This is a genomic window from Endobacterium cereale, from assembly GCF_009617585.1.
In the GTDB taxonomy this organism is placed as follows: Bacteria; Pseudomonadota; Alphaproteobacteria; order Rhizobiales; family Rhizobiaceae; genus Neorhizobium; species Neorhizobium cereale.
Genome location: NZ_WIXI01000042.1, coordinates 109104 through 130674, shown reverse-complemented (window position 1 = coordinate 130674; position 21571 = coordinate 109104). Strand labels below are relative to the sequence as shown.

The 21571-nt window shown below is 57.6% G+C and carries 20 protein-coding genes; 13 read left to right on the top strand and 7 right to left on the bottom strand.

Annotation, left to right across the window (positions count from 1 at the left end):
• The first annotated feature begins 256 nt into the window (after positions 1-256).
• From GAO09_RS12125 to GAO09_RS12100, 6 genes are read left to right on the top strand one after another with little or no spacing between them, the layout of a single operon-like run.
• Complete coding sequence (locus GAO09_RS12125) at positions 257-1516, top strand: ABC transporter substrate-binding protein (RefSeq protein ID WP_153354262.1); 1260 nt, start codon at positions 257-259, stop codon at positions 1514-1516.
• Between the two features lie 58 nt (positions 1517-1574).
• Positions 1575-2444, top strand: a complete 870-nt coding sequence (locus GAO09_RS12120) for a carbohydrate ABC transporter permease (protein ID WP_153354365.1) — start codon at positions 1575-1577, stop codon at positions 2442-2444.
• Complete coding sequence (locus GAO09_RS12115) at positions 2434-3243, top strand: carbohydrate ABC transporter permease (protein WP_153354261.1); 810 nt, start codon at positions 2434-2436, stop codon at positions 3241-3243. The genes GAO09_RS12120 and GAO09_RS12115 overlap by 11 nt, the downstream gene beginning before the upstream one ends.
• Before the next feature lie 17 nt (positions 3244-3260).
• Complete coding sequence (locus tag GAO09_RS12110; RefSeq protein WP_153354260.1) at positions 3261-4010, top strand: glycerophosphodiester phosphodiesterase family protein; 750 nt, start codon at positions 3261-3263, stop codon at positions 4008-4010.
• On the top strand, positions 4007-5050 hold the full coding sequence (locus GAO09_RS12105) for an ABC transporter ATP-binding protein (protein ID WP_153354259.1): 1044 nt from the start codon (positions 4007-4009) through the stop codon (positions 5048-5050). Before GAO09_RS12110 ends, GAO09_RS12105 begins: the two co-directional genes overlap by 4 nt.
• A 24-nt stretch (positions 5051-5074) precedes the next feature.
• Positions 5075-5953: a MurR/RpiR family transcriptional regulator gene (locus tag GAO09_RS12100; protein ID WP_153354258.1), complete on the top strand. Its 879-nt coding sequence runs from the start codon at positions 5075-5077 to the stop codon at positions 5951-5953.
• A gap of 24 nt (positions 5954-5977) precedes the next feature.
• Here the strand turns inward: GAO09_RS12100 and GAO09_RS12095 are convergent, their stop codons facing one another.
• Positions 5978-6643 carry a TetR/AcrR family transcriptional regulator gene (locus tag GAO09_RS12095; RefSeq protein WP_235938074.1) on the bottom strand — a complete coding sequence of 222 codons (666 nt, stop codon included), beginning with the start codon at positions 6641-6643 and terminating at the stop codon, positions 5978-5980.
• Here GAO09_RS12095 and GAO09_RS12090 point away from each other — a divergent pair.
• Together GAO09_RS12090 and GAO09_RS12085 are read left to right on the top strand one after the other, a co-directional pair.
• On the top strand, positions 6614-7420 hold the full coding sequence (locus GAO09_RS12090) for a xanthine dehydrogenase family protein molybdopterin-binding subunit (protein WP_235938072.1): 807 nt from the start codon (positions 6614-6616) through the stop codon (positions 7418-7420). The genes GAO09_RS12095 and GAO09_RS12090 overlap by 30 nt on opposite strands.
• A gap of 179 nt (positions 7421-7599) precedes the next feature.
• Positions 7600-8232, top strand: coding sequence for an MOSC domain-containing protein (locus tag GAO09_RS12085; RefSeq protein WP_153354256.1), 633 nt, complete (start codon positions 7600-7602; stop codon positions 8230-8232).
• A 317-nt stretch (positions 8233-8549) separates the two neighbouring features.
• Here the strand turns inward: GAO09_RS12085 and GAO09_RS12080 are convergent, their stop codons facing one another.
• Positions 8550-8846: a PRC-barrel domain-containing protein gene (locus tag GAO09_RS12080; protein ID WP_153354255.1), complete on the bottom strand. Its 297-nt coding sequence runs from the start codon at positions 8844-8846 to the stop codon at positions 8550-8552.
• Positions 8847-9017: 171 nt separating this feature from the next.
• Here GAO09_RS12080 and GAO09_RS12075 point away from each other — a divergent pair, with 171 nt between their 5' ends.
• Positions 9018-9911: an SDR family oxidoreductase gene (locus GAO09_RS12075; protein ID WP_153354254.1), complete on the top strand. Its 894-nt coding sequence runs from the start codon at positions 9018-9020 to the stop codon at positions 9909-9911.
• 21 nt (positions 9912-9932) lie between these two features.
• The gene (ligD, locus tag GAO09_RS12070) at positions 9933-12569 is read left to right on the top strand and encodes a DNA ligase D (RefSeq protein ID WP_153354253.1); all 2637 of its coding nucleotides are present in this window, start codon (positions 9933-9935) and stop codon (positions 12567-12569) included.
• A 20-nt stretch (positions 12570-12589) separates the two neighbouring features.
• Here ligD and ku (GAO09_RS12065) read toward each other — a convergent pair whose 3' ends face one another.
• The 3 genes from ku (GAO09_RS12065) to GAO09_RS12055 all read right to left on the bottom strand — a co-directional run bounded on the left by ku (GAO09_RS12065) (position 12590) and on the right by GAO09_RS12055 (position 15318).
• Positions 12590-13405, bottom strand: a complete 816-nt coding sequence (gene ku / locus GAO09_RS12065; protein WP_153354252.1) for a non-homologous end joining protein Ku — start codon at positions 13403-13405, stop codon at positions 12590-12592.
• 15 nt (positions 13406-13420) lie between these two features.
• Positions 13421-14299: a non-homologous end joining protein Ku gene (ku, locus tag GAO09_RS12060; RefSeq protein WP_153354251.1), complete on the bottom strand. Its 879-nt coding sequence runs from the start codon at positions 14297-14299 to the stop codon at positions 13421-13423.
• Between the two features lie 278 nt (positions 14300-14577).
• Positions 14578-15318, bottom strand: a complete 741-nt coding sequence (locus tag GAO09_RS12055) for an endonuclease/exonuclease/phosphatase family protein (RefSeq protein WP_153354250.1) — start codon at positions 15316-15318, stop codon at positions 14578-14580.
• Positions 15319-15377: 59 nt separating this feature from the next.
• Here GAO09_RS12055 and GAO09_RS12050 point away from each other — a divergent pair, with 59 nt between their 5' ends.
• Complete coding sequence (locus GAO09_RS12050; RefSeq protein ID WP_153354249.1) at positions 15378-16313, top strand: putative bifunctional lysylphosphatidylglycerol flippase/synthetase; 936 nt, start codon at positions 15378-15380, stop codon at positions 16311-16313.
• Here GAO09_RS12050 and GAO09_RS12045 read toward each other — a convergent pair.
• The gene (locus GAO09_RS12045) at positions 16230-17738 is read right to left on the bottom strand and encodes a phospholipase D-like domain-containing protein (protein WP_153354248.1); all 1509 of its coding nucleotides are present in this window, start codon (positions 17736-17738) and stop codon (positions 16230-16232) included. The genes GAO09_RS12050 and GAO09_RS12045 overlap by 84 nt on opposite strands.
• 124 nt (positions 17739-17862) lie before the next feature.
• Positions 17863-19728, bottom strand: coding sequence for an ABC transporter ATP-binding protein/permease (locus GAO09_RS12040; RefSeq protein ID WP_153354247.1), 1866 nt, complete (start codon positions 19726-19728; stop codon positions 17863-17865).
• Positions 19729-20084: 356 nt separating this feature from the next.
• Between GAO09_RS12040 and GAO09_RS12035 the strand changes: the two genes are divergently transcribed.
• Entirely contained in the window at positions 20085-21263 is a 1179-nt protein-coding gene (locus GAO09_RS12035; protein WP_235938070.1) for an NAD(P)/FAD-dependent oxidoreductase, read from the top strand.
• Positions 21239-21571, top strand: coding sequence for a hypothetical protein (locus GAO09_RS12030; RefSeq protein WP_153354245.1), 333 nt, complete (start codon positions 21239-21241; stop codon positions 21569-21571). Before GAO09_RS12035 ends, GAO09_RS12030 begins: the two co-directional genes overlap by 25 nt.

The following is a 21571-nucleotide window of genomic DNA, read 5'->3' as shown; positions in this document are numbered from 1 at the left end:
ACAGCCAAGTCTCGCTGTCATCATTCCCTTCGTGGGCGCTGGTGTCTCGCACCGTCGCTCTGCAGGCCTGCGAATGGAAGATCGGTCAGGCGGCCCTTCTCGTTCGCGGTCTCAACCTCAACACTCAGCCGATCGCCGGTATAGACATGAACGTCGGCCGACATCCGTCATCAAACCGTCGCATGGCCTTCACGAAACTGTCTCCTGCAATTGCTAGATCGCCGCCATTGCAATTGTGTTTGCACAGGAGATACGGATGTCACAGAAATTGCAGACTACCATCGCGGCGAGCATGATTGCCCTACTTGCCAGCGTGGGCGTGGCCGAAGCGGCGACGACGGTAAAGTTTTGGCACAGCTTCAACAAGTCCAACGGGGAAGCGCTCGACAAGATTATCGCCGGCTTTGAAACCGCCAATCCGGACATCGACATTGAGGCCGAATATGTCGGCAGTTATAATGACATCATCGCCAAACTGCAGGCCGCCATCCCGGCCCGCCGTGCTCCCGATGCCGTAATCCTCGAAGTCACGCGTTACGGCCTGTTTGCCAACAACAAGCTTTTGACCGATCTGACGCCCTATTTCGATGCCGATCCACTGAAGGCCGATCTGTACGATTATGCTCGCGAAGTCGGCGTTATCGACGGCAAGAATTATGTCGTGCCTTTCAATTCCTCGACGCCCGTCCTTTATTTCAACAAGGATATCTTCGCGCGCGCCGGCCTTTCCGCCGATACGCCGCTGAAGACGTTCGCCGACATCAGTGCTGCCGCCAAGACGATCAGCGAAAAGCTCGGTTCGGAAGGCATTTCCGGCATTGCTGCACCCGGCCAGTTCGCGCGGTGGGGCCTTGTCATGGCCAATGACAGTGAAATGGTGGACCCGAAGACCGGCGAAATCCTTCTCGATAAGCCGAACACGATCGAGGCCTATCAGTGGATGGCGTCGCTGGTGAAGGACGACAAGGTCGCTTCGCCCGACGGCGTGACGGAAGAAGACAATGGTCGTGACGCCTTCCTCGCCAAGAAGGTCGGCATCATGATGAATTCGACCGGCAATTATGTCGGCTCGAAAAAGGCACTTGGCGACAATCTCGCCGTCCGTCCGATGCCGTGCAACAAGACCTGCTCGGTTCCGATCGGCGGCGCCGGTATCGGCATCATGTCGACTTCTGACAAGGACGTGCAGGACGCGGCCTACAAGTTCATCAGCTATGCCGCATCGCCTGAGGCCAATGCGACCTGGTTTGCCGGCACCGGTTACCTGCCGATCAACAAGAAGAGCGCAGATCTCCCTGTCGCCAAGGAAGCGCTTGCCACCCAGCCGGGCATCGATGTCGCAATCGAATCCCTGCCGGTTGCCCATGGTCGTGCGCGCACCACCGTTGTCACCTGGATGCGCACCACCGAATACAAGATGTGGGAAGCAATGGCGCTCGGTCAGCGCAATGTCGAAGAGACGATGAAGGACTTTGCAGTGCAGACCCGCGCTGAAGAAAAGCGCGTCGGCCACTGATCCTCTCTGAAAAGGGCACCGGCAGACGCTTCAGGCGACTGTCGGTGCAATGATGACCATGCTTCGCAAACTCACGCCCTATCTTTTCGTGGCACCGCTGATGATCTTCATCGCGCTGTTCACCTACATCCCCATTCTCGCCAGCATCAATCTGAGCTTTCGCGAATGGAATTTTCTAACACCCGACATGCCCTTTGTCGGTTTTCGAAACTACGAGCAGTTGCTTGCCTCCCGCGACCTGTGGAACTCGCTCTGGGTGACGACACTGTTTGCGGTCCTGTCCGTGCCGCTGCGGCTCGGCCTTGCGCTGTTGATTGCCAACTATCTCGTGCGGGAAAGCATGCATGTGCGGCTGCTGCGCGGCGCGTTGTTTCTGCCTTCGGTCACGTCGACGGTGTCCATCGCGGTCGTGTTTTCGTGGGTCTTCTCGACGGATTACGGCATGGTCAACGCGTTGCTCGGCACGTTCGGCCTAGGGAAGGTTCAGTGGCTGCAAAATCCGCATCTGGCCCTCTGGGTGCTGATCTTCGTCAACACTTGGAAGCAGATCGGCTATGACATCGTCATCTATATCGCCGGCCTGCAGGCAATTCCCCGCGAACTCTATGACGCCGCAGCCGTCGATGGTGGCAAGCGCCTGCATGTGTTTCGCCGCATCACCATGCCGCTGGTAATGCCGACCACCTATTTCCTGCTGGTGATTTCGGTCATCGAGGCCTTCCAGGTTTTCACGATCGTCAACGTCATGACGAAAGGTGGTCCGGCGGGCGCAACCGACATGCTCGTCAACCTTCTCTACGAGATCGGCTTCGTGCTGTTCGATATCGGCCGTGGATCGGCCCTGGCGGTGCTGCTGTTCATCCTGCTGGTCGGTCTCGCCATCCTGAAATCGCGCATCATCGGCCGGAAGGTGCATTATGAAGCCTGAAAACCCCATTCTTGCCGGGCTGGCGCTGGTCGCCGGCCTGCTGTTCCTGTCGCCGGTGCTCTATTCCATCTGGATGTCGTTCCAGACGGTGGACGCATATTATGCCGGCGAACTCGGATTCACCCTCGACAATTATGCGCGGGCGGTCGGGCAGTACAATTTCGCCCGCTACCTGTTGAACAGCCTGATCGTCTCGGGACTTGTGACGCTTATCGGCATTACCTTCGCGACCATGGCAGCCTACGCGTTTGCCCGATATTCATTCCGGGGCGGCAATTTCCTGTTCGCGGCCACCGTCGCGACCTTGATGATCCCGAGCCATATCAGCCTCATTCCGAACTATCTGACACTGGCCAAGGTCGGGCTGCTGGACAGTTATGCCGGTCTCATCCTGCCGGCGATTTCCAACGGTTTTGCCGCCTTCTTCCTGCGCCAGTATATTCGCGGCATCCCGAAGGTGCTGGACGAGGCGGCCTATATGGATGGCGCGACATCGCTTCAGGTTCTATGGCGCATCATCGTGCCGTTGTCGCGCCCGGCCATTGCGTCCATGGCGCTCTACATCTTCATCACGGAATGGAACAATTACATCTGGCCGCTGGTCGCGGTCGGCAAGCAGGATCTCTACACGCTGCAGATCGGCCTTGCCCGCCTATACCGCATCAATCCTGGTGAAGGCCTGATCGACTGGCCGCTGGTCATGGCCGCGTCGACCATCACCATTCTTCCCGTTCTCCTCGGTTTCCTTCTGGTGGAGCGCCATCTCGTGCGCGGCATCACCATGGGCGCCGTCAAATAATCCAGGACATTTTTGATATGACACGCATTGCATCCCATCGCGGTGGTACGCTGGAATTCGGCGACAGCACGCCACACGGTTTTGCCGCAACCGCCGCCATGGCGCTCGAAGAAGTCGAGTTCGATCTTCACCCGACGGCCGATGGCGCCATCGTCGTCCATCATGACGCCACGCTCGATGCCACCACGGATATGACAGGCGCCATCGCCGACATGACGCTGGCCGAAGTCAAGGCGGCGACGATCCGTTATGGTGCCGGCAGCCACCCGATGACGCTTGAGGAGTTGTGTGCGCTTTATGCGGGCAGCCATGTGAATTTCCGCTGCGAGATCAAGCCGGGCACGGACGGGCTTCCATATGATGGTTTTGTGGCACCCGTAATTGCGGAACTAAAGCGTCATTCCATGCTGGAGCGCACCACGTTTTCATCCTTCCTTGTCGCCTCCATGGACGAGATCGGTGAGGCGAGCAGCCGTCCCAGACTTTGGCTCGTCAGTCCGTCGGTCCTGCGACAACTGGGGCCGGACGCTGTCATCGAGACGGCGATTGCCCACGGCATTCCCGAGATTGGCGTTCACATCGATACCGCCGATGCGGGCCTGATGGCGAAGGTGCAGGCTGCCGGCCTTGATTTCGGGTGCTGGGCGGCCCACAGCCGAGCGCAGATCAGCAAGGCGCTCGATCTCGGCGTGAAGGTCTTTACGACCGATCGCCCGACACTTGCGATCGCCGTCCGTGCCGAACATCGCGGGGAAGCCTCGGTATGAGCGGCATTTCCCTACGCGACATTCGCAAGGCTTATGTCAACGGTCCGCAGGTTCTACACGGCGTCTCACTCGATATTCAGCCGGGCGAATTCATCGTTATTGTCGGTCCGTCCGGCTGCGGCAAGTCCACGCTGTTGCGACTGATAGCGGGGCTTGACCGCTGCGAGGACGGCACGATCGAAATCGGCGGACGCCGCGCCAATGATCTGGCACCACAGGATCGCGACATCGCCATGATCTTCCAGAACTACGCGCTTTATCCGCATATGACGGTGCGCGAAAACATTGCGTTCGGACTGGAACTGCGCGGCATGAAAAAAGCGGAGCGCAATGAAAGGGCGCAGAGTGTTGCGAAAATTTTGCAACTCGAAAGCTATCTCGACCGCAAGCCGGCAGCCCTGTCCGGTGGTCAGCGTCAGCGCGTTGCGATGGGGCGGGCGATGGCCCGCAATGCCTCGATCTTCCTGATGGACGAGCCGCTCTCCAATCTCGACAACGCTCTCCGCATCACCATGCGCACCGAGATCAAGGAACTTCACCGGCAGCTCGGCGCGACCATGGTCTATGTCACCCACGATCAGACCGAGGCCCTGTCTCTGGCCGATCGTATTGCGGTCATGAAGGATGGTCATCTTCTGCAGTTTGATCGGCCTGACGTGATCTACGACCGGCCCGCCAATCGTTTTGTGGCAAGTTTTCTCGGCAGCCCTCCGATGAATTTTGTCGCCGCCGACATGCTGCCAGGCTGGACCGGGCCACATGGTCTGACGGCCGGGCTGCGTCCTGAAATCCTTTCCGTACATGCTGAAAAGCCGAGCAAGGCGGCACTCCCCGCGCGTATGCTTCTGTCCGAGATGACCGGTGCCGACATGCTTCTCCATTGCGAAAGCCCGGCTGGGCGTCTGACGGTCTCGGCTTCGCGTCAGGATATGCCGAAGGATAAAGAACAATTCTGGATTGCTTTCGATCTTGACCGCGCGCTGTTTTTCGATAGCGAGAATGGCGACCGTGTTGACCTTTCGGTTGCAATGCAGCCGTAACGATAGCCAAGCCTTGGGAAGCCGATGGACAAGCAGGATACACCGCTCGCACTGAGCGATCTCATCAGCCGTCATTCGACGCGACTGACCGACGCCGACACGCGCCTGCTTGATGTGCTGATACAGGATCCGATCCGTGCGGCGATGGAAAACGGCAAGGATGTTTCCTCGCGGGCAGGGGTCCATCCCGCCTCTGCGGTGCGGCTTGCACGGCGCCTGGGTTTCAAAGGATATCCGGAATTTCGTGGATTTCTGCAATCCAGCCTGACCGAAGGCGGCGGCGACTTCGAAAGCCCTGCCGCACGCATGGCCGCACGCCTAGTGAAGGCCGAAAGCGATGGCTTGCTGGCATCGGTACTGGACAGCGAGATTGCAGCTCTGCAGCAGGCGCGCAACAGTGTCTCCGATGCGGATATTCGCGCATTCTCGACAAGCCTGCGCGACAGTCGCCGGATTTTCGTCTTCGGGCGAGGGCATTTTGCAGCCCTGTCGTCTCTGATCGCCCTTCGCCTCAACCGATCCGGTTACGAAGCTGTGGATCTCAGCAGCCAGATGCACCAGCTGACCGAAATGCTGTCTACCTTATCTGCGCAGGATGTCGTCTGGCTGCTCGCTTTTAGAAGAGCGCCGCCGCTCATGCAGGAAGTGCGCGAGATTGCGGCACAACGGGGAGCAAAAACCCTGGCGGTGACGGATGTCGGCGGCACGCGCATCGATCCGGCACCGGACCATCAGATCCTCGTCTCTCGGGGTGACCCCGGTGAATCGCAGTCCCTGGTGGTGCCGATGACTGTCGCCAATGCCGTCATTCTCGACCTCGCGTCGATCGATGACGGGCGCTCGATACAGTCACTCAGTGATTTCAAGACCTTCAGGGCCTCTTCGCGTTTGACTGCTGGCTGACATCCTTGAAGGTCGTTCGGCGTGTCAGGCTTCAGGCCGAATACGCAGTCCGTCCATGATCAGACGAACGATCCTGTGCGCACGTGCCCGCCAGTCGGGGGTGTCCGGTGTCGAGTAGGTGCCGAACAGGGTATAAAGGACATCCGTCGTTTCGATGTCGCTTTTTATCGTGCCAGCCTCTGTCGCCGTGCGCAGAAGCTTGTCGAGTGTGGAATTCATCAGTGCCGAGCCCTCCGTGAAAAGAGCGGCGTTCGATGTGAACAGCAGTTTCAGACTGCTCGCCATCCCACGTTTGGCGGCCATGTAGCTGACGAACCGGTGCATCCATTCTGCAAGCGCAATATCGGGCGCGTTTTCTGCCATGAGTTCGGTTGCGGCGACGGCGAATAATTCCAGTTCGCGCCGATAGACGACCTCGACGAGATGTTCGCGGGTCGGAAAGTGCCGATAAAGCGTACCGATCCCCACCCCCGCCTGCCGGGCGATCTCTTCCAGCGAAGCATCTGCTCCACGTTCGGCAAAGGCGTCTGCTGCAACTTCGATCAGCTTTCCACGACTGCGCTGCGTATCTGCGCGTAACCTCGGCTGCTTCTGCGGTTGCCGCCTGTTCCCTGGTGGAAGGCCACGTGACAGTCTCGACCGCCGTGCACGGACATGGGCATGGGCACCGCGACGGCTCAGGCTCAGCATATCGCGGTTCGGCTCGGCGTACCGATTGAAAACGTCACTTTCGAATATGGCGACAGCAACCTGCCGCGTGGAGTGATCGCCGGCGGTTCGACCCAGACGGCTTCGATCGGCGGGGCCATAATCGCGGCGAGCGAAGTTTTTGTCGAGGAGTTGATCAAGCTGGCCGGCTTGTCGCTCGCGGATCTCGAGCCTCGGGATGGCGGTCTCGGCCATCGTGATGACCCTCATCGCTTTGAGAGCTATCAATCTATTCTGAGCCGGGCCGGCCGTGATGAGCTGGTTTGTCAGGCTGATGCACCTGCGCCTGCGGAAATGGAAGCGTTTTCCATGCACTCCTATGGCGTGCAGTTCTGTGAGGTGCGGGTCAGCGCATTGACGGGCGAAATCCGAGTATCGCGTTTCCTGGGTTCCTTCGATGCCGGCCAGATCCTCAATGCAAAAATGGCGACCAGCCAGTTCAAGGGTGGTATCGTCATGGGCATTGGTTTGGCCCTTACCGAAGAAACCAATTTCGACGAGCGGAGCGGCCGCGTTGTGAATGCTTCGCTGGCCGAATACCACGTGCCGGTGCAGATGGATGTTCCAGGGATTGATATCCTTTATACCAATGCACCCGATCCGCAGGCACCGATGGGCGCTCGCGGCATTGGCGAAATCGGCATTACCGGGGTCGGGGCAGCGGTTGCCAACGCCGTTTATAACGAAACAGGCATTCGGGTTCGTGACCTGCCCATGACGCTGGACAAGGTACTGTGGGAGGCTCCTGCCGACATCTAACAATGTGCAGGGTTCTGCTTTGCTTCTATGCCAAACAAAAACACAGGCAGCGCCCCTCGTGCCGCTGCCTGGACGCGCCGCGACAAGTCGGTGTTAATCTGGAAATTGGCAATGTTGAGCGGTTTGTTTAAAGACCTTGATCTGAAACCGTGCGGCACAGACGCCGAAAGAGTGGAAGCATGAAACTTCTCGCAATCTGTATCGGCAGCCCGGAAAAGCTTGCCGGCAAATCCTACAAGACCGGTATCAACAAGATTGGTGTCAGCATGCCCGTGATGATCGACCGGGAGGGAGTGTTGGGGGACGCCGTTTGTAACGGCAAATATCATGGCGGTCCGGAACAAGCCGTTCTCCTTGAAGGATCCTTGACCATTGACTGGTGGTCGGAACGGTTGGGTCGATCGCTCGCGCCCGGCGCCTTCGGCGAAAACCTGGTGATCGAGGGACTCGACAATCGTGACGTCAGTGCTGGAGACCGTTTCATCATCGGCGATGGTCTTGAGCTGCAGGCTACTTCCGCCCGTACGCCGTGTGGCACGCTGGCCGCACGCATGGGTGATCCGTCAATCGTGAAAACCTATCGGCAGGCAATGCGTCCCGGCATTTATTGCCGCGTGCTTACATCCGGTACGGCATGTGCGGGAGATGCGGTCCAACACATACGGCATGACGGTTCCGGCGTGCAGATTCCGGAAATGCTGGAAAAATTCGGAAAGCGGCTCAACGAGGCCGACACTGCTCGCTTCCTGCAGGCTCCGATCCACGTCGATATGCGCGCAGCCATCCTTGCCGGCAAACCTGCAAAGTTTTGAGCCCCGAAATCTCGGATATGGCACGCACCAGACCCGTCGATGCCTGCGTGTTGGGCGGAGCATCCCAACTTGGGTGACGGCGTCTTCGCAGCAATGGGGAGAGCAATGCTCAGTGGCCCGGGCCTCGATAGCAAATGGCCTTCGGATGATCTCCATGCTGATACCAAAGGGCATCATCGTTGCGATCGCTGCTGGTAGCATCGCGTCCATGTTTGCTCGTTATTGTCGCGGCTGATTATGCCGATCGAGGTTCAAGAGGCGGCTTGATCAAAAAAAGCCCGGCGCATTGGCCAGGCTTTTTCTTTCGTCGGGTCGATTTAGTGCCGGTGTTCCGGCATCTGTTTCAACTGGTCCTTGGTCCAGGTTGTCACGGCGTGAACGTCGCCGTCCTCATCGCGCATGAATTCGAGGTCGGTGAGCGGGACTGCGACAGGCTTCGCGCCGATGCCGAGAAAACCGCCGACATCAATGATCGCTGTACTACCGGCGCCAGCGCCGTGGATATGATCGACCTTGCCGACCTTGTGGTCATCGGCACCATAAATGGTTGCACCTTCCAGCGCGGCCGGAATGAGTTCAGCGGTGCTGAGACGAACGTGATTGGTATGATCCATCGGGTATCCTCCTTTTTTTGGATTGTTGTGAAAGCCAACCGTTCGTCTGCGATTTTGTTCCTGACAACGTTCATGTTTTCACCGCGGCGAGGATTAACCGTACGCGCTCACTTCCGCAGGAACCGCACTCCATTCTACGAGTTACAACAGGACTTCATGGAAGGATTTTTAATGTCAGACCGTTTGCAGATGCAGGATCCAAGAACCCAATATCCGTCTCCGCCTTTTGATGCCCAGCCACAGGCAATGCCCGGAATCGCGGGCAAGATGTCGCCGAAGCCGGATCATGGTGAGCAGTCTTACAGAGGATCAGGACGGTTAACCGGGCGTAAGGCGCTGGTGACCGGTGCGGATTCCGGTATCGGTCGCGCCGCAGCCATCGCCTTTGCGCGCGAAGGCGCTGATGTCGCCATCGCCTATCTGGCGGAAGAAGAAAAAGATGCCCGCGAGGTCATCGACATGATCACTGCCGCAGGTCGCAAGGGTGTCGCCTTGCCCGGCGACATCAAGCAGGAAAACTGGTGCCGGGAGATGGTATCCAAGGCCGTTCAGGAACTCGGCGGTCTCGACATTCTTGTCATCAACGCGGCCCGCCAGCAATACCGCGAGGATGTGTCGCAATTGTCCACGGACGATTTCGACGCGACCATGAAAACCAATCTTTACGCCTTGCACTGGATTGCGCAGGCCGCCGTTCCGCATCTGCCGGCAGGCGCATCGGTGATCACCACAGCCTCCATTCAGGCCTACCAGCCGTCGCCCATTCTTCTCGACTATGCCACGACCAAAGCGGGCATCGTTGCCTATACCAAAGCGCTAGCAAAGCAGCTTATCGAGAAGGGTGTTCGCGCCAATGTCGTTGCGCCGGGTCCGTTCTGGACGGTGTTGCAGCCGAGCGGTGGCCAGCCGGACGAAAAGGTGAAAAACTTTGGCAAGGATAGCGATTTCGGCAGGCCCGGTCAGCCGGTCGAACTGGCGCCTATTTATGTTCTGCTCGCCTCTCAGGAAGGCAGCTATCTCAATGGCGAGGTGTTTGGTGCCACCGGCGGCAAGGGCGTCGATTGACGGTAACGTGGGTGCGTTTCGATGGCTAACGACAAGCTCCGAACCTACAAACAAAAACGAGACTTCAAGCGCACCACCGAACCCGGTGGTTTGGTTGAGGTGAAACCGTCCAATCGTCTGCGCTTCGTCATCCAGAAGCATGATGCAACGCGCCTGCATTACGATCTGCGGCTGGAACTGGACGGCGTTTTCAAATCCTGGGCCGTGACGCGCGGTCCGTCGCTCGATCCGGCAGACAAGCGCCTCGCCGTGGAGGTGGAGGATCATCCGCTCGATTACGGGGATTTTGAAGGCACGATCCCGAATGGCGAATATGGCGGCGGCACTGTCATGTTGTGGGATCGCGGCACGTGGCAGCCGGAAGGTCATCTTGATCCGGAAGAGGCGCTTCGAAAAGGCGACCTGAAATTCGTTCTGAACGGTGCCCGGCTGCACGGTAGCTTTGTGCTGGTGCGCATGAAGAAAGATCGCGATGGCGGCAAGCGAACCAACTGGCTGCTGATTAAACATAGCGATGAGCATGCCGTGGCCAAGAATGGTGGAGCGATCCTTGGCGCGGAAAAAAACTCGGTCGCCTCCGGCCGCGATATGGCAACGATTGCGGCGGGCAGGGGGCGCAAACCAAGACCGTTCATGCTGAGCGAGCCGGTTGTGAGCGCCGACGCGGTGTGGGATAGCAGCGAAGGTCTTGCTGCAGAAAATCGGGCCACTCAAGGTAAGAAACGCGCTTCGAAGAGCAAGCCTTGTCATCAGAGTACGATGCCGGATTTCATTGCCCCGCAGCTTTGCAAGACGCAGGATCGCCCACCGCCCGGATCGGCATGGCTGCATGAAATCAAATTCGACGGCTATCGTACCCAGATGCGTATCGACGCGGGCAAGGTCTGTCTGAAAACGCGCAAGGGTCTGGATTGGACAAGCCGGTTTCAGCAGACCGCGATGGATGCCGCCGGTCTCCCTGATGCCATTGTCGATGGCGAAATCTGTGCCCTCGACGGCCATGGGGCTCCCGATTTTGCGGCCCTTCAGGCAGCGCTCTCAGAAGGTAGGACAAAGGCTCTCGTCTTCTTTGCATTTGATCTTCTGTTCGATGGAGAAGAGGACATGCGCGAACTGCCCTTGAGCGACCGCAAGAACCGCCTCAAAAACCTGCTGGCCGATAACAAGGGCGGTCCTCTTATCCGATATGTCGACCATTTCGAGACCGGCGGTGATGCCGTGCTTCGTTCGGCCTGCAAATTGTCGCTCGAGGGCATCGTCTCCAAAAAGCTGGACGCACCTTATAAGTCCGGTCGCAGCGATAGCTGGATAAAATCCAAATGCAGGGCAGGGCATGAGGTAGTTATCGGCGGTTATGCCACGAATGGGAGTCAGTTCCGATCGCTGCTGGTCGGCGTCTATCGCGACGATCATTTTGTCTATCTCGGCCGCGTTGGCACAGGCTTTGGCGCCGGCAGATCCAGATTGTTGCTGGAGACTTTGCAGCCTCTGACAGTGTCCCATTCGCCTTTCACGGGCATAGGCGCACCAAAAAAGGAAGCCGGCGTTCACTGGGTGAAGCCGGAAAAGGTCGCCGAGATCGAATTTGCCGGATGGGGAGCCAACGGACTTGTGCGTCAGGCGGCTTTCAAGGGATTGCGGGAGGACAAACCTGCCGACGAGGTGACGACGGATGAACCGGCTTCGCCCTCCCCATCGAAAGCTGCTAAACCCGTTGTTCGCAAGTCTGCGTCTGCCGGATCGCTATCCAGTTCGGGCAAGGCGGAGGTTATGGGCGTTCTCCTTTCCCACCCCGACAAGGTGCTCTGGCCGGACGGGGAAAATCCGGTCACCAAGGAAGATCTCGCACATTATCACGAGGCCGTTGGCACGTGGTTGATCGAGCATGTGCGTGGTCGTCCCTGTTCCGTCATCCGCGCGCCGGATGGAATTGAGGGTGAGCAGTTCTTCCAGCGTCACGCCATGCCAGGCACGTCGAACCTTCTGGAACTGGTAAAGGTGACCGGCGACAAGAAACCCTACCTGCAGGTCGATCGCATCGAGGGACTGGCAGCGCTGGCTCAAGTGGCGGCTCTTGAACTGCATCCCTGGAACTGCCAGCCGAATGAGCTGGAGGTTCCCGGTCGACTTGTTTTCGATCTTGATCCCGGCCCGGATGTGGCGTTCTCGACCGTGGTCGACACGGCAAGGGAACTTCGGGACCGCCTGGATGCTCTTGGCCTGCTTGGCTTCTGCAAGACGACAGGCGGCAAGGGGCTGCATGTGGTGACCCCGCTCAAGACGGAGAAAGGCAAATCGCCAAGCTGGGACAACGCCAAGGATTTTGCCCGGCGTGTATGCGAGCAGATGGTCGAGGAACAGCCGGATCTCTACCTGACCAAAATGGCAAAGAAGCTGCGAAATGGGCGCATCTTTCTCGACTATCTGCGTAATGACCGCATGGCCACGGCCGTTGCTCCTCTTTCACCGAGAGCAAGGCCAGGGGCGACGGTGTCCATGCCTTTGACATGGGGGCAGGTGAAAACCGATCTGGATCCGGCCCGCTTCACGATCCGAACGGTGCCGGGGCTGATCAGCAAGAGCGATGCCTGGAAGGATTATTGCCAATCGGAACGACCACTTGGCGAAGCCATCCGCCGGCTCTACAAAACGCGGTAAGCTGTTGGTCAATCTTTCCTCTACTTCTTCTTCGAACGTTTGTTGTCCGCCTCGATAGACTTGCGCAGCGCATCCATGATGTTGATGACATTGCTCGGCTTGTCGTTGTCGGAAGGCGCGGCTTTCTTCGGCGCAGGTGCCCGGCGATGTTTCTTCTTCGACTTGATGATGTCGAGAAGGTTTTCCTGCACGGGGTCGGACACCATTTTTGCATCCCAGTGCCGGGTCTGTTTCTTGATGAGCTTGCGGATCAGTGGCAACGCGGCTTTCTCCGGCTTTTCCTCATCCAGCCCCTTGAAATAGTCCGCTTCATCCCGCACCTCGTCACCATATCGGAGTGTCCACAAAACGATGCCTTTGCCACGGGGCTCCAGCATCACAGCCCGCTCGCGACGCCCCAGCACCAGCCGGGAAATGCCGACCATCTTCTGCTTTTCCATCGCAGCGCGGATGACAGCGAACGCTTCGTCGCTGATCTTATCGTTCGGCGTCAGGTAATAGGGATTGTCGAGCCAGATCCAATCGATTTCGTCACGCGGCGCAAAGGTCGAGATGTCGATCGTCTTGGTGCTTTCGAGAGCCACGTGGTCGAGATCATCGTCTTCCAGCATGACGTAATCGTCTTCGCCGCGCTGATAACCTTTGACCTCGTCCTTGTCGCGGACAGGTTTGCCCGTGACAGAATCCACATACTGGCTTAGCACCCGATTGCCGGTGTCGCGATTGAGCGTATGAAACTTGACCCTGTCGCTATCCGATGTCGCAGGCGTCATCTCGACCGAACAGGTGACCAGCGAAAGTTTCAGATAACCTTTCCAATAGGGGCGCAATGCCATTTGGTGACCTCCCGCCTATCCGGCCTTCCGCCTTGATGATGAACTGCCTGCCGACGATTTGGCGACTTTCTTTCGAGCGCTGTTGGAATTGGCGGATCTGGGCTTGCCGGCCGATTTTTTTGTCGCTCCGGCGCTGTCCTTCAGCGCCTGTAACAAATCGCTGGGCTTCGAGGCCTTGACGGTTTTTATCTTCTTGAACGGCTTTCCTTCGACCTTCGCCTTCACCAGTTCGGCCAGTGCCTCCTCATATTGATCGTCGAATTTGGATGCGTCATAACGGCTCTTTTTCGTGCCGATGATGTGAGCTGCAAGATCGAGCATCTCCTCGTCGATCTTGACGTCGGGCATATCGTCGAACGCTTCTTCGGCGGAACGGACCTCATAGTCAAAATTCAATGTCGTGCCGATCAGACCGTCGCCATACGGGCAGATCAGGACGGTTCGCAGGCGTCGAAACAGGACAGTGCTGGCAATCGCCGCAACCTTGGCTTCCTTCATTCCGTCACGTAGCAGTGCAAACGCTTCCTCGCCGGATTTCTGGGGTGCCAGATAGTAGGGTTTGTCAAAGTAGACATCGTCGATCTCAACGCAGGGTATGAACGCATCGATGGTGAGCGTCTTGTCGCTATCGGGAATGGCCGCCGCGATTTCTTCCGGCTCGAGAACGACATATCGGCCATTGCCGGTCTCGTATCCCTTGACCTGATCGTCGTGCCCGATTGTATCGCCTGTCTCGCTATCGACAAATTCGCGGCGGACGCGGTTGCCCGTCTTGCGATTGAGGATATTGAAGCTGATCCGTTCTGAAGAAGAGGCGGCGGTATAAAGCGCGACGGGGCAGGTGACCTCGCCGAAGGTGATATGACCTTTCCAATTCGCACGCGGCGCATTCATGTCGGCTTACTCCAGCGATAGTCGTCCCGATAAACCGACTGGAATAGGGAATCGTTCCGTCATCCTGGCGTCAAGTCGTGCGTGGGCTTGCTTCGACCTATTCCGGCGGCCAGACGGAGCGACGCACAGCGCACGTACGGCGTTTCCGCCAACCTCATCCAGTGACGGCTGCTGCAGTTCGATCGCGGCGAACTGAACGATCAGGAGACTGAAGGGCATATCGACTGGAAGAACCAGATTTACGAGCCACGAAAGCTGGGAAGGCTGATGACTATCAATTAGAATTCCAAACACAGCTGCGCCAACAGCGGCAGATGATCTGAAGCTATTTTGGCATCTCCGCTGTCAATCGCTGCAATCGCGGTCATTTCCAGATCCTGCGAATGAAAAATATGGTCCAGTCGCAGAAGGGGATATCGCGAGGGAAAGGTTGGACTGTAACGGCGCCACCGTGAATTCGAACAGATCTGCGTCTGCAGCTTCACGTTCCTGAATGCCTGTGATGAGGGAACCGCATTAAGATCTCCGCCAAAAATGGTCGGATTTTGCTGGCAACGATCGTTGCCCAGCCAATCTGGTCCATGAAGTTCACGTATCTGCGCCAGCCGCTCGCTACGCCGTAATCCCAGATGCGTATTGATCACGTTGAGTGTTTGATCGCCAACGGTCACTTCGACCCAGATTGCGCCGCGCGTCTCGCCGACTGATGACAGATGGCCGGCGCGGATAAGCTCCATCGGATGGCGGGTCAGAATTGCGTCACCATACTGTTCGCTCTCGATGTGAAGGGCGGCATTGAAATGATAGGCCATCTCCAATCGTGCGGCCAATTCATGGGCCTGGTCCGCCCCCCCTGAGCGTTGGCGGCCGACGTCGAGCTCTTGCAGCATCACGATATCAGCATCGGTGGCCTGTATGACCGCGGCAACGCGGTCGATATCAAGCTGCCGGTCCGTGCCCACGCATCCATGGACATTGTAGGTGAGTACCGAAAATTCTTTCTTGCGCTTTTCAATCATGGCATGGGAACCCGACCGTGTGTGTTTTCGTTCCAGCACGTTGCAACGAGAGCCGGCAGATGATCCTGAGATACCTGTTCAAGATACTGATAATCCTGGCAATAGCCGGCGCGTGTTATCTTCTGTGGAAGACGCTGAGCCAATACACGTTCGACGAGATATATCGGACAGTCCTGCAGATCCCCGGCGACCATCTGGCGCTCGGACTTGCGTTTGCCTTGGCTTCCTATCTCTGCCTTTCACTGTTTGATGCTCTGGCCATTCGCTATATCGGCAAGGTTCTGCCGCTCTGGCAGACGACGCTGACATCATTCGTTGCCTTGTCCTTGGGGCACAATATCGGTGTCGCCGCACTGAGCAGCGGCGCAATCCGCTATCGTTATTATTCTCGTTGGGGGCTGAGCGCGGCCGAGGTCGGGCTTGTGATCACGTTTTGCGGCGTGACGGTCGCGCTTGGATTGTCGACACTGGGCAGCGCTTCGCTCTTCCTGAGGGCTACAGAAGCCTCGGAGCTGACCGGGCTCGGGCACAGCGGCATAATGGCACTGGCTTGTGCCGGCATTCTGTTGCCGATCGGATATCTTTGTGCTGCCGCTTTTTCGCGCCGCTCCATCACCATTCGCGGGCAGGTTCTCAAATTGCCCAATCTGAAGCTCGCTTGCCTGCAACTCCTTGTGGGGACGGTCAACTTCGCGCTTGTTGCGGCCAGCCTGCATCAGATGCTGTCGGCCTTCTCCGACGCCAATTACCTGAAAGTTGCCGCCGTATCCATCATCGCAAACGTTGCCGCAATCATCAGCCACGTTCCGGGAGGAGTGGGGGTTCTGGAGGCAACAGTGGCGGCCATCATGCCGGGTGTCCACGCCGTTGCAGCAGTCATCGCATTCCGGGTGGTTTATTATTTCCTTCCGCTAGCGGGAGGCCTTCTCCTTCTTGCCGCAAGCGAGTTCGCGATTCCGGCCAAAAAAGCGAAAGACGTAACGTCCGCGGGCTAACGTCTTTCGCCAGACGCCCTGCACCAGACTGCGAAACAGAGACCTTTCCGAAGGATCGACAACAGGCGTTGCAAGGGCGGGTGAAACTGAGCCCTGCTGGAGATCGACATCGAAATGTCGAAGGCCACGTGACAAGCTGTTGTTTGCGCGAATGACCGCCTGCAGCGAGCCTGTCTTGCGGAATACTGCGGAAATCACCTCGGGAGAACTGCCAAGATGCTCCGCCATCAGCCTGTTGCGTAACCCGGCTATGGCCTTCTTGTCCCTGGCATTCGTCGCGACAAGCGACAGATCGGCTTCCGTGTCAAAACGTTCTGATCGGTTGTTCAGGTTCGAAGAGCCGATCCGCAAAAACGCGTCATCGACAATCATAAGCTTCGAATGGATGAGAATGTCCTGGCTGTTGGCGCTGTCTTCATCCGCAACAACGGCATACATTACCCAGAGACGATCATAGAGGTCCTGACGTTTCAGCTTGCGGATGATCCGGGTTCGGTTACGGCCCATGATCTGTCGTTCGATAAAGCCATGCGATATGCGGGTGACGATGATTACGATCTCGGGGGCATCCATGCTCTGCAACCGGGCTGCAAGAGCCCGGGCGACCCGAAAGGACGCAAGATACTGAGCCTCGATGTAGATATGCGATTTTGCGGCGGCAATGGCGTCCAGCGCAAGAGCCAGGGACTGGAACTTGCCACCTCTCGCTTGAGGATCGGTCAGGGAGAGGGCAATCGTCGCATCGGACAGATCGGCGGGTCTGTTCACAGGCCACGGTGAGGCCGCGGTGTTACGTTCGGCATTCGCCACCTGCTCGCGGGTTGCCCGCAGCCACCGCTGACGCGCTATATCCTGAACTGCGGTTGCGGCCTCGCCCGTCACCCGCACCTGAACATCGTGGACCGGCTCATATGGTATTCCGTCTCGTTTGACCCGCAGTGGATTGCGTGCGAGGTGGCGGCTGTCGTCCCAGCGCCCCTCCGTCAGGTCGATGCCGCCCATGAATGCGACCTCGCTGTCGATCGAAACGATCTTCTGGTGATGAGACGCCATAAACGGGTGCTTGAAATCAAAACAGATCTTGACGCGAGGGTGGCTCAAAAAGCCTTCTCTGCGGAAAATTTTTAGGGATTTTCCAGAATATATTGGTCCCATTCCCCAGACCAGAATGTGGATGACGAGATCATCCGAAGCTTCGAGTTGCGCGAGCAGAAGCTCATCGAGCCATGTCGGATCTTCTCGATCGGGAGTGAGCGCAAGATGCGCATGAAAATCCCAGCCGACGATCCAGATCTGCTTCTTTGCGGATCGTATGGCGCAGGCCAATTCCGAGTAGTAGTCGGCCGCATCGATCAGGAATGAAACGCTTTCGGCTTTTGCTGTTGTTGAGACGTTGTTACCGATCCTGAAGATGTGCTGGTCCATGGTTCCGCGCAAATGCCCCCTAAAGAATGGAAAGAATTCGATTGCGCGATAAAAGTTCCGCCGGAACTCCTTTTGGGGCAATCAACACGATTGCTATCTTGCGATTTTCGTCTCGCTTTCGAATTCACCGAGACCGCGGCAGAAGCCGTGACAATACCGTCCGTTTTCTGACATGTGGAATGAGGTCGATGTCGCTCACCAGCCGCGCTCCGCCCTCACGTTTTTCGAGCGTGATCTTGCGGCTATGGAATGCTTCCAGTTCTGTCCGGTGTCCGACGCTGACGATGGTCACATCAGGCAACTCGTCGATCAGCATCTGCATGATCTTGTCCTGGCTTTTGTCATCGAGGGCTGAAGTTGCCTCGTCCATGATGACAATTTCGGGATGATGGAGCAATAACCGTGCGAAAGCCAGACGCTGCTTTTCTCCACCCGATAATGTGTGGTCCCATGGCGCATCTTCCTCAAGCTTGTCGGCAAGATGACCGAGCCCGACCTTTTCGAGTGCGGTCGTCATGGTCTCCGTATCCCACTCGTCTGCCCCGTGGGGGTAGGCAACGGCCCGTTTGAGTGTCCCGGATGGAATGTATGGTTTTTGCGGCAGCATGAAGAGATTTGCACCATCGCGAAAATTGACGCTTCCATCGCCCCATGGCCAAAGCCCGGCAATGGCGCGAACCAGAGTGCTTTTGCCCGAACCGGACTCTCCGGCAACGAGGACCCGCTCACCCGGCTCAATCTCGACCTCTGTTTCCTTGACCACGGCGGTGCCGTCGCCGAGCGAGACGGATAGGTCATTGAGGCTGAGAATGGTGTTCCCCTCAGTCCCTCCACGCTTGATGCGTCCGACCGTTTCGCTCTCTTCGGCTTTCTCCAGCCCATCAAGCGACATCATCAGTGATGCGACGCGCCGGGCACAGGCATTCCAGTCGGCAAGGCGCGGATAGTTGTCGACAAGCCAGCCAAAGGCCGTCTGCACGATGGTAAATGCGGATGCTGCCTGCATCACCTCGCCAAGCGACATGCTGCCATCAAGGAATTTGGGAGCGCACAACAGGACGGGCACGACGGGCGCAATCAGCAGGGAGCCATGGGAGACAACCGTCGTCCGCATGTACTGATGCGCGAGCAGACGCCATTGTTTGCGAACGGTCTTGAAGGAGCGGTCGAGTTCGTTGCGTTCTTCCTCTTCGCCGCCCAGCAGCGCGATACTCTCGCCGTTTTCCCGCACGCGTGTCAGCGAATAACGAAACTCTGCCTCGACCTGATTCTTTACCTCGGACACCTGGACAAAGTGACGAGCGATAAAGGCAATCGATCCCGATGTAACTGTGGCATAGATGACTGCGGCGATGACGAGAAAACCGGGGATGGTGACATATGACCCGGCAATGGGCAGGGTCAGTGCGCCGCCGATTGTCCAGAGCACGACGATGAACGTCGATGCGGATACGAAAGCCGAGATCACACCTGAAACGAAATCGACCGGGGCCTCGGTTGCGATCCGCATATCCTCCGAGATGCGGGCCTCCGGGTTTTGATGATCACCGCCGATGAGGTTTAATTGATAATAGCGTCCGTGGTCGAGCCAGCGTGCAATCAGCGCCTTGGTCAACCACGACCGCCAACGCCGCTGAATCATCATGCGGCCAAAAACCTGGGTGGTAACAAGCGTCACGCTGCCAAGCACAAGCAACGGAAAAACGGTGCCCAGATAGTAGACCGTCGATGCATTGCGTTGTTCGATAGCGTCGAAGAGTTCGCGGTTCCAGACATTGATGCCGTATTGGAAGGCAACGTTGATGCCGATCAGAACGAGAAGCGCAATGGTGCAGGGCCAGGCGAGCCGGTCCCCCTTGCGGCTCCAGTAACCACGCGCGCTTATCCAGAAGCGTTTTAGCAGATAGCGCTTGCGAGCACGTTCAGCCTCTTCGGGTGTCATGTCGGTCTTGCTGTCGAGAGCTTCGGGTGACGTTTCTGTGGCGGACATCAACGTGCTCTCCTGATCGGAAAATACATGGGGGCCGCATTGAGCGAGCTGAAGCAGAAGCAGGCCAGTTGGTGGTGTGGGCGCTGGCTGACGGAGTTTTGCAGGGTAGTGCGAACTGATGGCATCAAGTGCATCCAGAAACTGGCCCACGCTGTTGTGGGTGGCGCAACAACGCGCCGCATGACGCTGTGTTCCGCTTTGGTCATGCCTGTTTGCAGAGATGTTTGGGCGCGGAACAATAGGCGATCGCGTCCGTTACCCGGCAAAATCAGCCAATCTCCATTCCCATCTGGAATTTTCACTTGAACAATCCCCAAAGCCTGACCCATAAACAGAAGCTGCGACAGGATCAGCCTTTGTGGCTGACCGGAACGCGAACTTCGATTGTCACGCGCAAGAGCCCGTCTGCGCGGACATATGACGTTATCATCGTCGGAGCCGGCATCAGCGGTGCACTCATGGCGCATGCATTGTCGGGAACAAATCTGAGCGTGCTCATCATAGATCGCAGAATGCCGGTGCGAGGCAGCAGCGCCGCAAGCACCGCCATGATCCAGCATGAAATCGACATTCCCCTCCATCGCCTTGAGCGACAGATGGGAGCCGAAAAATCAGCGCGGGTCTGGCGGCGGTCCGCGCGCGCGGTCGAGGAGCTTTCAGGCATCGTGCGCGACCTCGACATTCAATGTTCCTTCGAACGCCGGCGCAGCCTGTTTCTCGCGGGCGAGAGCTACGGTGCTCGCGCTTTGAAAAAAGAAGTGGAGGCGCGCAAGAGCGCCGGTATCAAGGCCGAATTTGTTGATCATGTGGCACTTGAAGAACGATATGGCATCGCGTCGCGAAAAGCTGCGATCGTTAGCGCCATATCCGCATCGGCGAATCCCGTGCAACTGACAGCCGGCTTGTTGCGTCAGGCTCGGCAAAAAGGTGTCGAGATCGTCTCCGATGTCGAAATCACGGATGTGCGTGAACATAGCGGTGCGGCTTTCGTCGCGACGTCGCAGGGGCAGATAATCTCGGCGCGCAATATCGTGTTCTGCACGGGCTATGAGTTCCTCGAAGGCGTCGCCAATCGGAAACACACCATCATTTCGACCTGGGCTTTGGCGAGCCGCCCGCACCTGAAGCGACCCGAATGGCTGGACGACTATCTCGTCTGGGAGGGAGCTGACCCATATCTCTATTTCCGCTCAACGCCCGACGGTCGCGTGATCGCCGGAGGTGAAGATGAGGATAGCCCGGAGGCCTATAAGGACGCCGGTAAGACCGAGGGGAAGGTGAGGGCGCTTACGGAAAAGCTTCACGACCTCACCGGCATATCAATCGGCAGACCCGACTTCGTATGGTCGGCAGCTTTCGGGGTGACCCCAAACGGCCTTCCGATTATCGATCATGCGCCGGGCATGCGCAACGTGTTCGTGACCATGGGCTACGGCGGAAATGGCATCACCTTCTCGCAAATTGCGGCAAGTCTCATATCTTCGGCCATTCTCGGCGCCAAGGATTCAGATTGGGACCTTTTCCCCGCGGAATAGGCTTTTCCGATGCTTGGGAGCAACGTGCATTCAATGCCCGACCATCCATTTGGACTGTCGCTATTGCCAATGCGCATATACCTCAAAATTCATGGGAACTGATTGCTACTCACGGAATTATGTCGACGGAACGAAAAAACAGTTTCGAGGTCGGGGTAATGCGTAAGGTTGCAGTCACAGTTATGGCCGGCACAAGAACCTTGGCTGAAGATTTTGTACCAGCGCTTGCGCTGTTTGCCGCTGTTTTTTCGGCAGGCATCTACGCAAAGGGATTTTTGAACGTTTCCTATGCGGCAGGCTCATTCTGA

Bases quoted from the DNA above. Each gene is read 5' to 3' on its own strand.
- GAO09_RS12125 (WP_153354262.1), top strand. From the start codon at position 257: ATGTCACAGAAATTGCAGACTACCATCGCGGCGAGCATGATTGCCCTA.
- GAO09_RS12120 (WP_153354365.1), top strand. From the start codon at position 1,575: ATGCTTCGCAAACTCACGCCCTATCTTTTCGTGGCACCGCTGATGATC.
- GAO09_RS12115 (WP_153354261.1), top strand. From the start codon at position 2,434: ATGAAGCCTGAAAACCCCATTCTTGCCGGGCTGGCGCTGGTCGCCGGC.
- GAO09_RS12110 (WP_153354260.1), top strand. From the start codon at position 3,261: ATGACACGCATTGCATCCCATCGCGGTGGTACGCTGGAATTCGGCGAC.
- GAO09_RS12105 (WP_153354259.1), top strand. From the start codon at position 4,007: ATGAGCGGCATTTCCCTACGCGACATTCGCAAGGCTTATGTCAACGGT.
- GAO09_RS12100 (WP_153354258.1), top strand. From the start codon at position 5,075: ATGGACAAGCAGGATACACCGCTCGCACTGAGCGATCTCATCAGCCGT.
- GAO09_RS12090 (WP_235938072.1), top strand. From the start codon at position 6,614: ATGGGCACCGCGACGGCTCAGGCTCAGCATATCGCGGTTCGGCTCGGC.
- GAO09_RS12095 (WP_235938074.1), bottom strand. From the start codon at position 6,643: ATGCTGAGCCTGAGCCGTCGCGGTGCCCATGCCCATGTCCGTGCACGG.
- GAO09_RS12085 (WP_153354256.1), top strand. From the start codon at position 7,600: ATGAAACTTCTCGCAATCTGTATCGGCAGCCCGGAAAAGCTTGCCGGC.
- GAO09_RS12080 (WP_153354255.1), bottom strand. From the start codon at position 8,846: ATGGATCATACCAATCACGTTCGTCTCAGCACCGCTGAACTCATTCCG.
- GAO09_RS12075 (WP_153354254.1), top strand. From the start codon at position 9,018: ATGTCAGACCGTTTGCAGATGCAGGATCCAAGAACCCAATATCCGTCT.
- ligD (WP_153354253.1), top strand. From the start codon at position 9,933: ATGGCTAACGACAAGCTCCGAACCTACAAACAAAAACGAGACTTCAAG.
- ku (WP_153354252.1), bottom strand. From the start codon at position 13,405: ATGGCATTGCGCCCCTATTGGAAAGGTTATCTGAAACTTTCGCTGGTC.
- ku (WP_153354251.1), bottom strand. From the start codon at position 14,299: ATGAATGCGCCGCGTGCGAATTGGAAAGGTCATATCACCTTCGGCGAG.
- GAO09_RS12055 (WP_153354250.1), bottom strand. From the start codon at position 15,318: ATGATTGAAAAGCGCAAGAAAGAATTTTCGGTACTCACCTACAATGTC.
- GAO09_RS12050 (WP_153354249.1), top strand. From the start codon at position 15,378: ATGATCCTGAGATACCTGTTCAAGATACTGATAATCCTGGCAATAGCC.
- GAO09_RS12045 (WP_153354248.1), bottom strand. From the start codon at position 17,738: ATGGACCAGCACATCTTCAGGATCGGTAACAACGTCTCAACAACAGCA.
- GAO09_RS12040 (WP_153354247.1), bottom strand. From the start codon at position 19,728: ATGTCCGCCACAGAAACGTCACCCGAAGCTCTCGACAGCAAGACCGAC.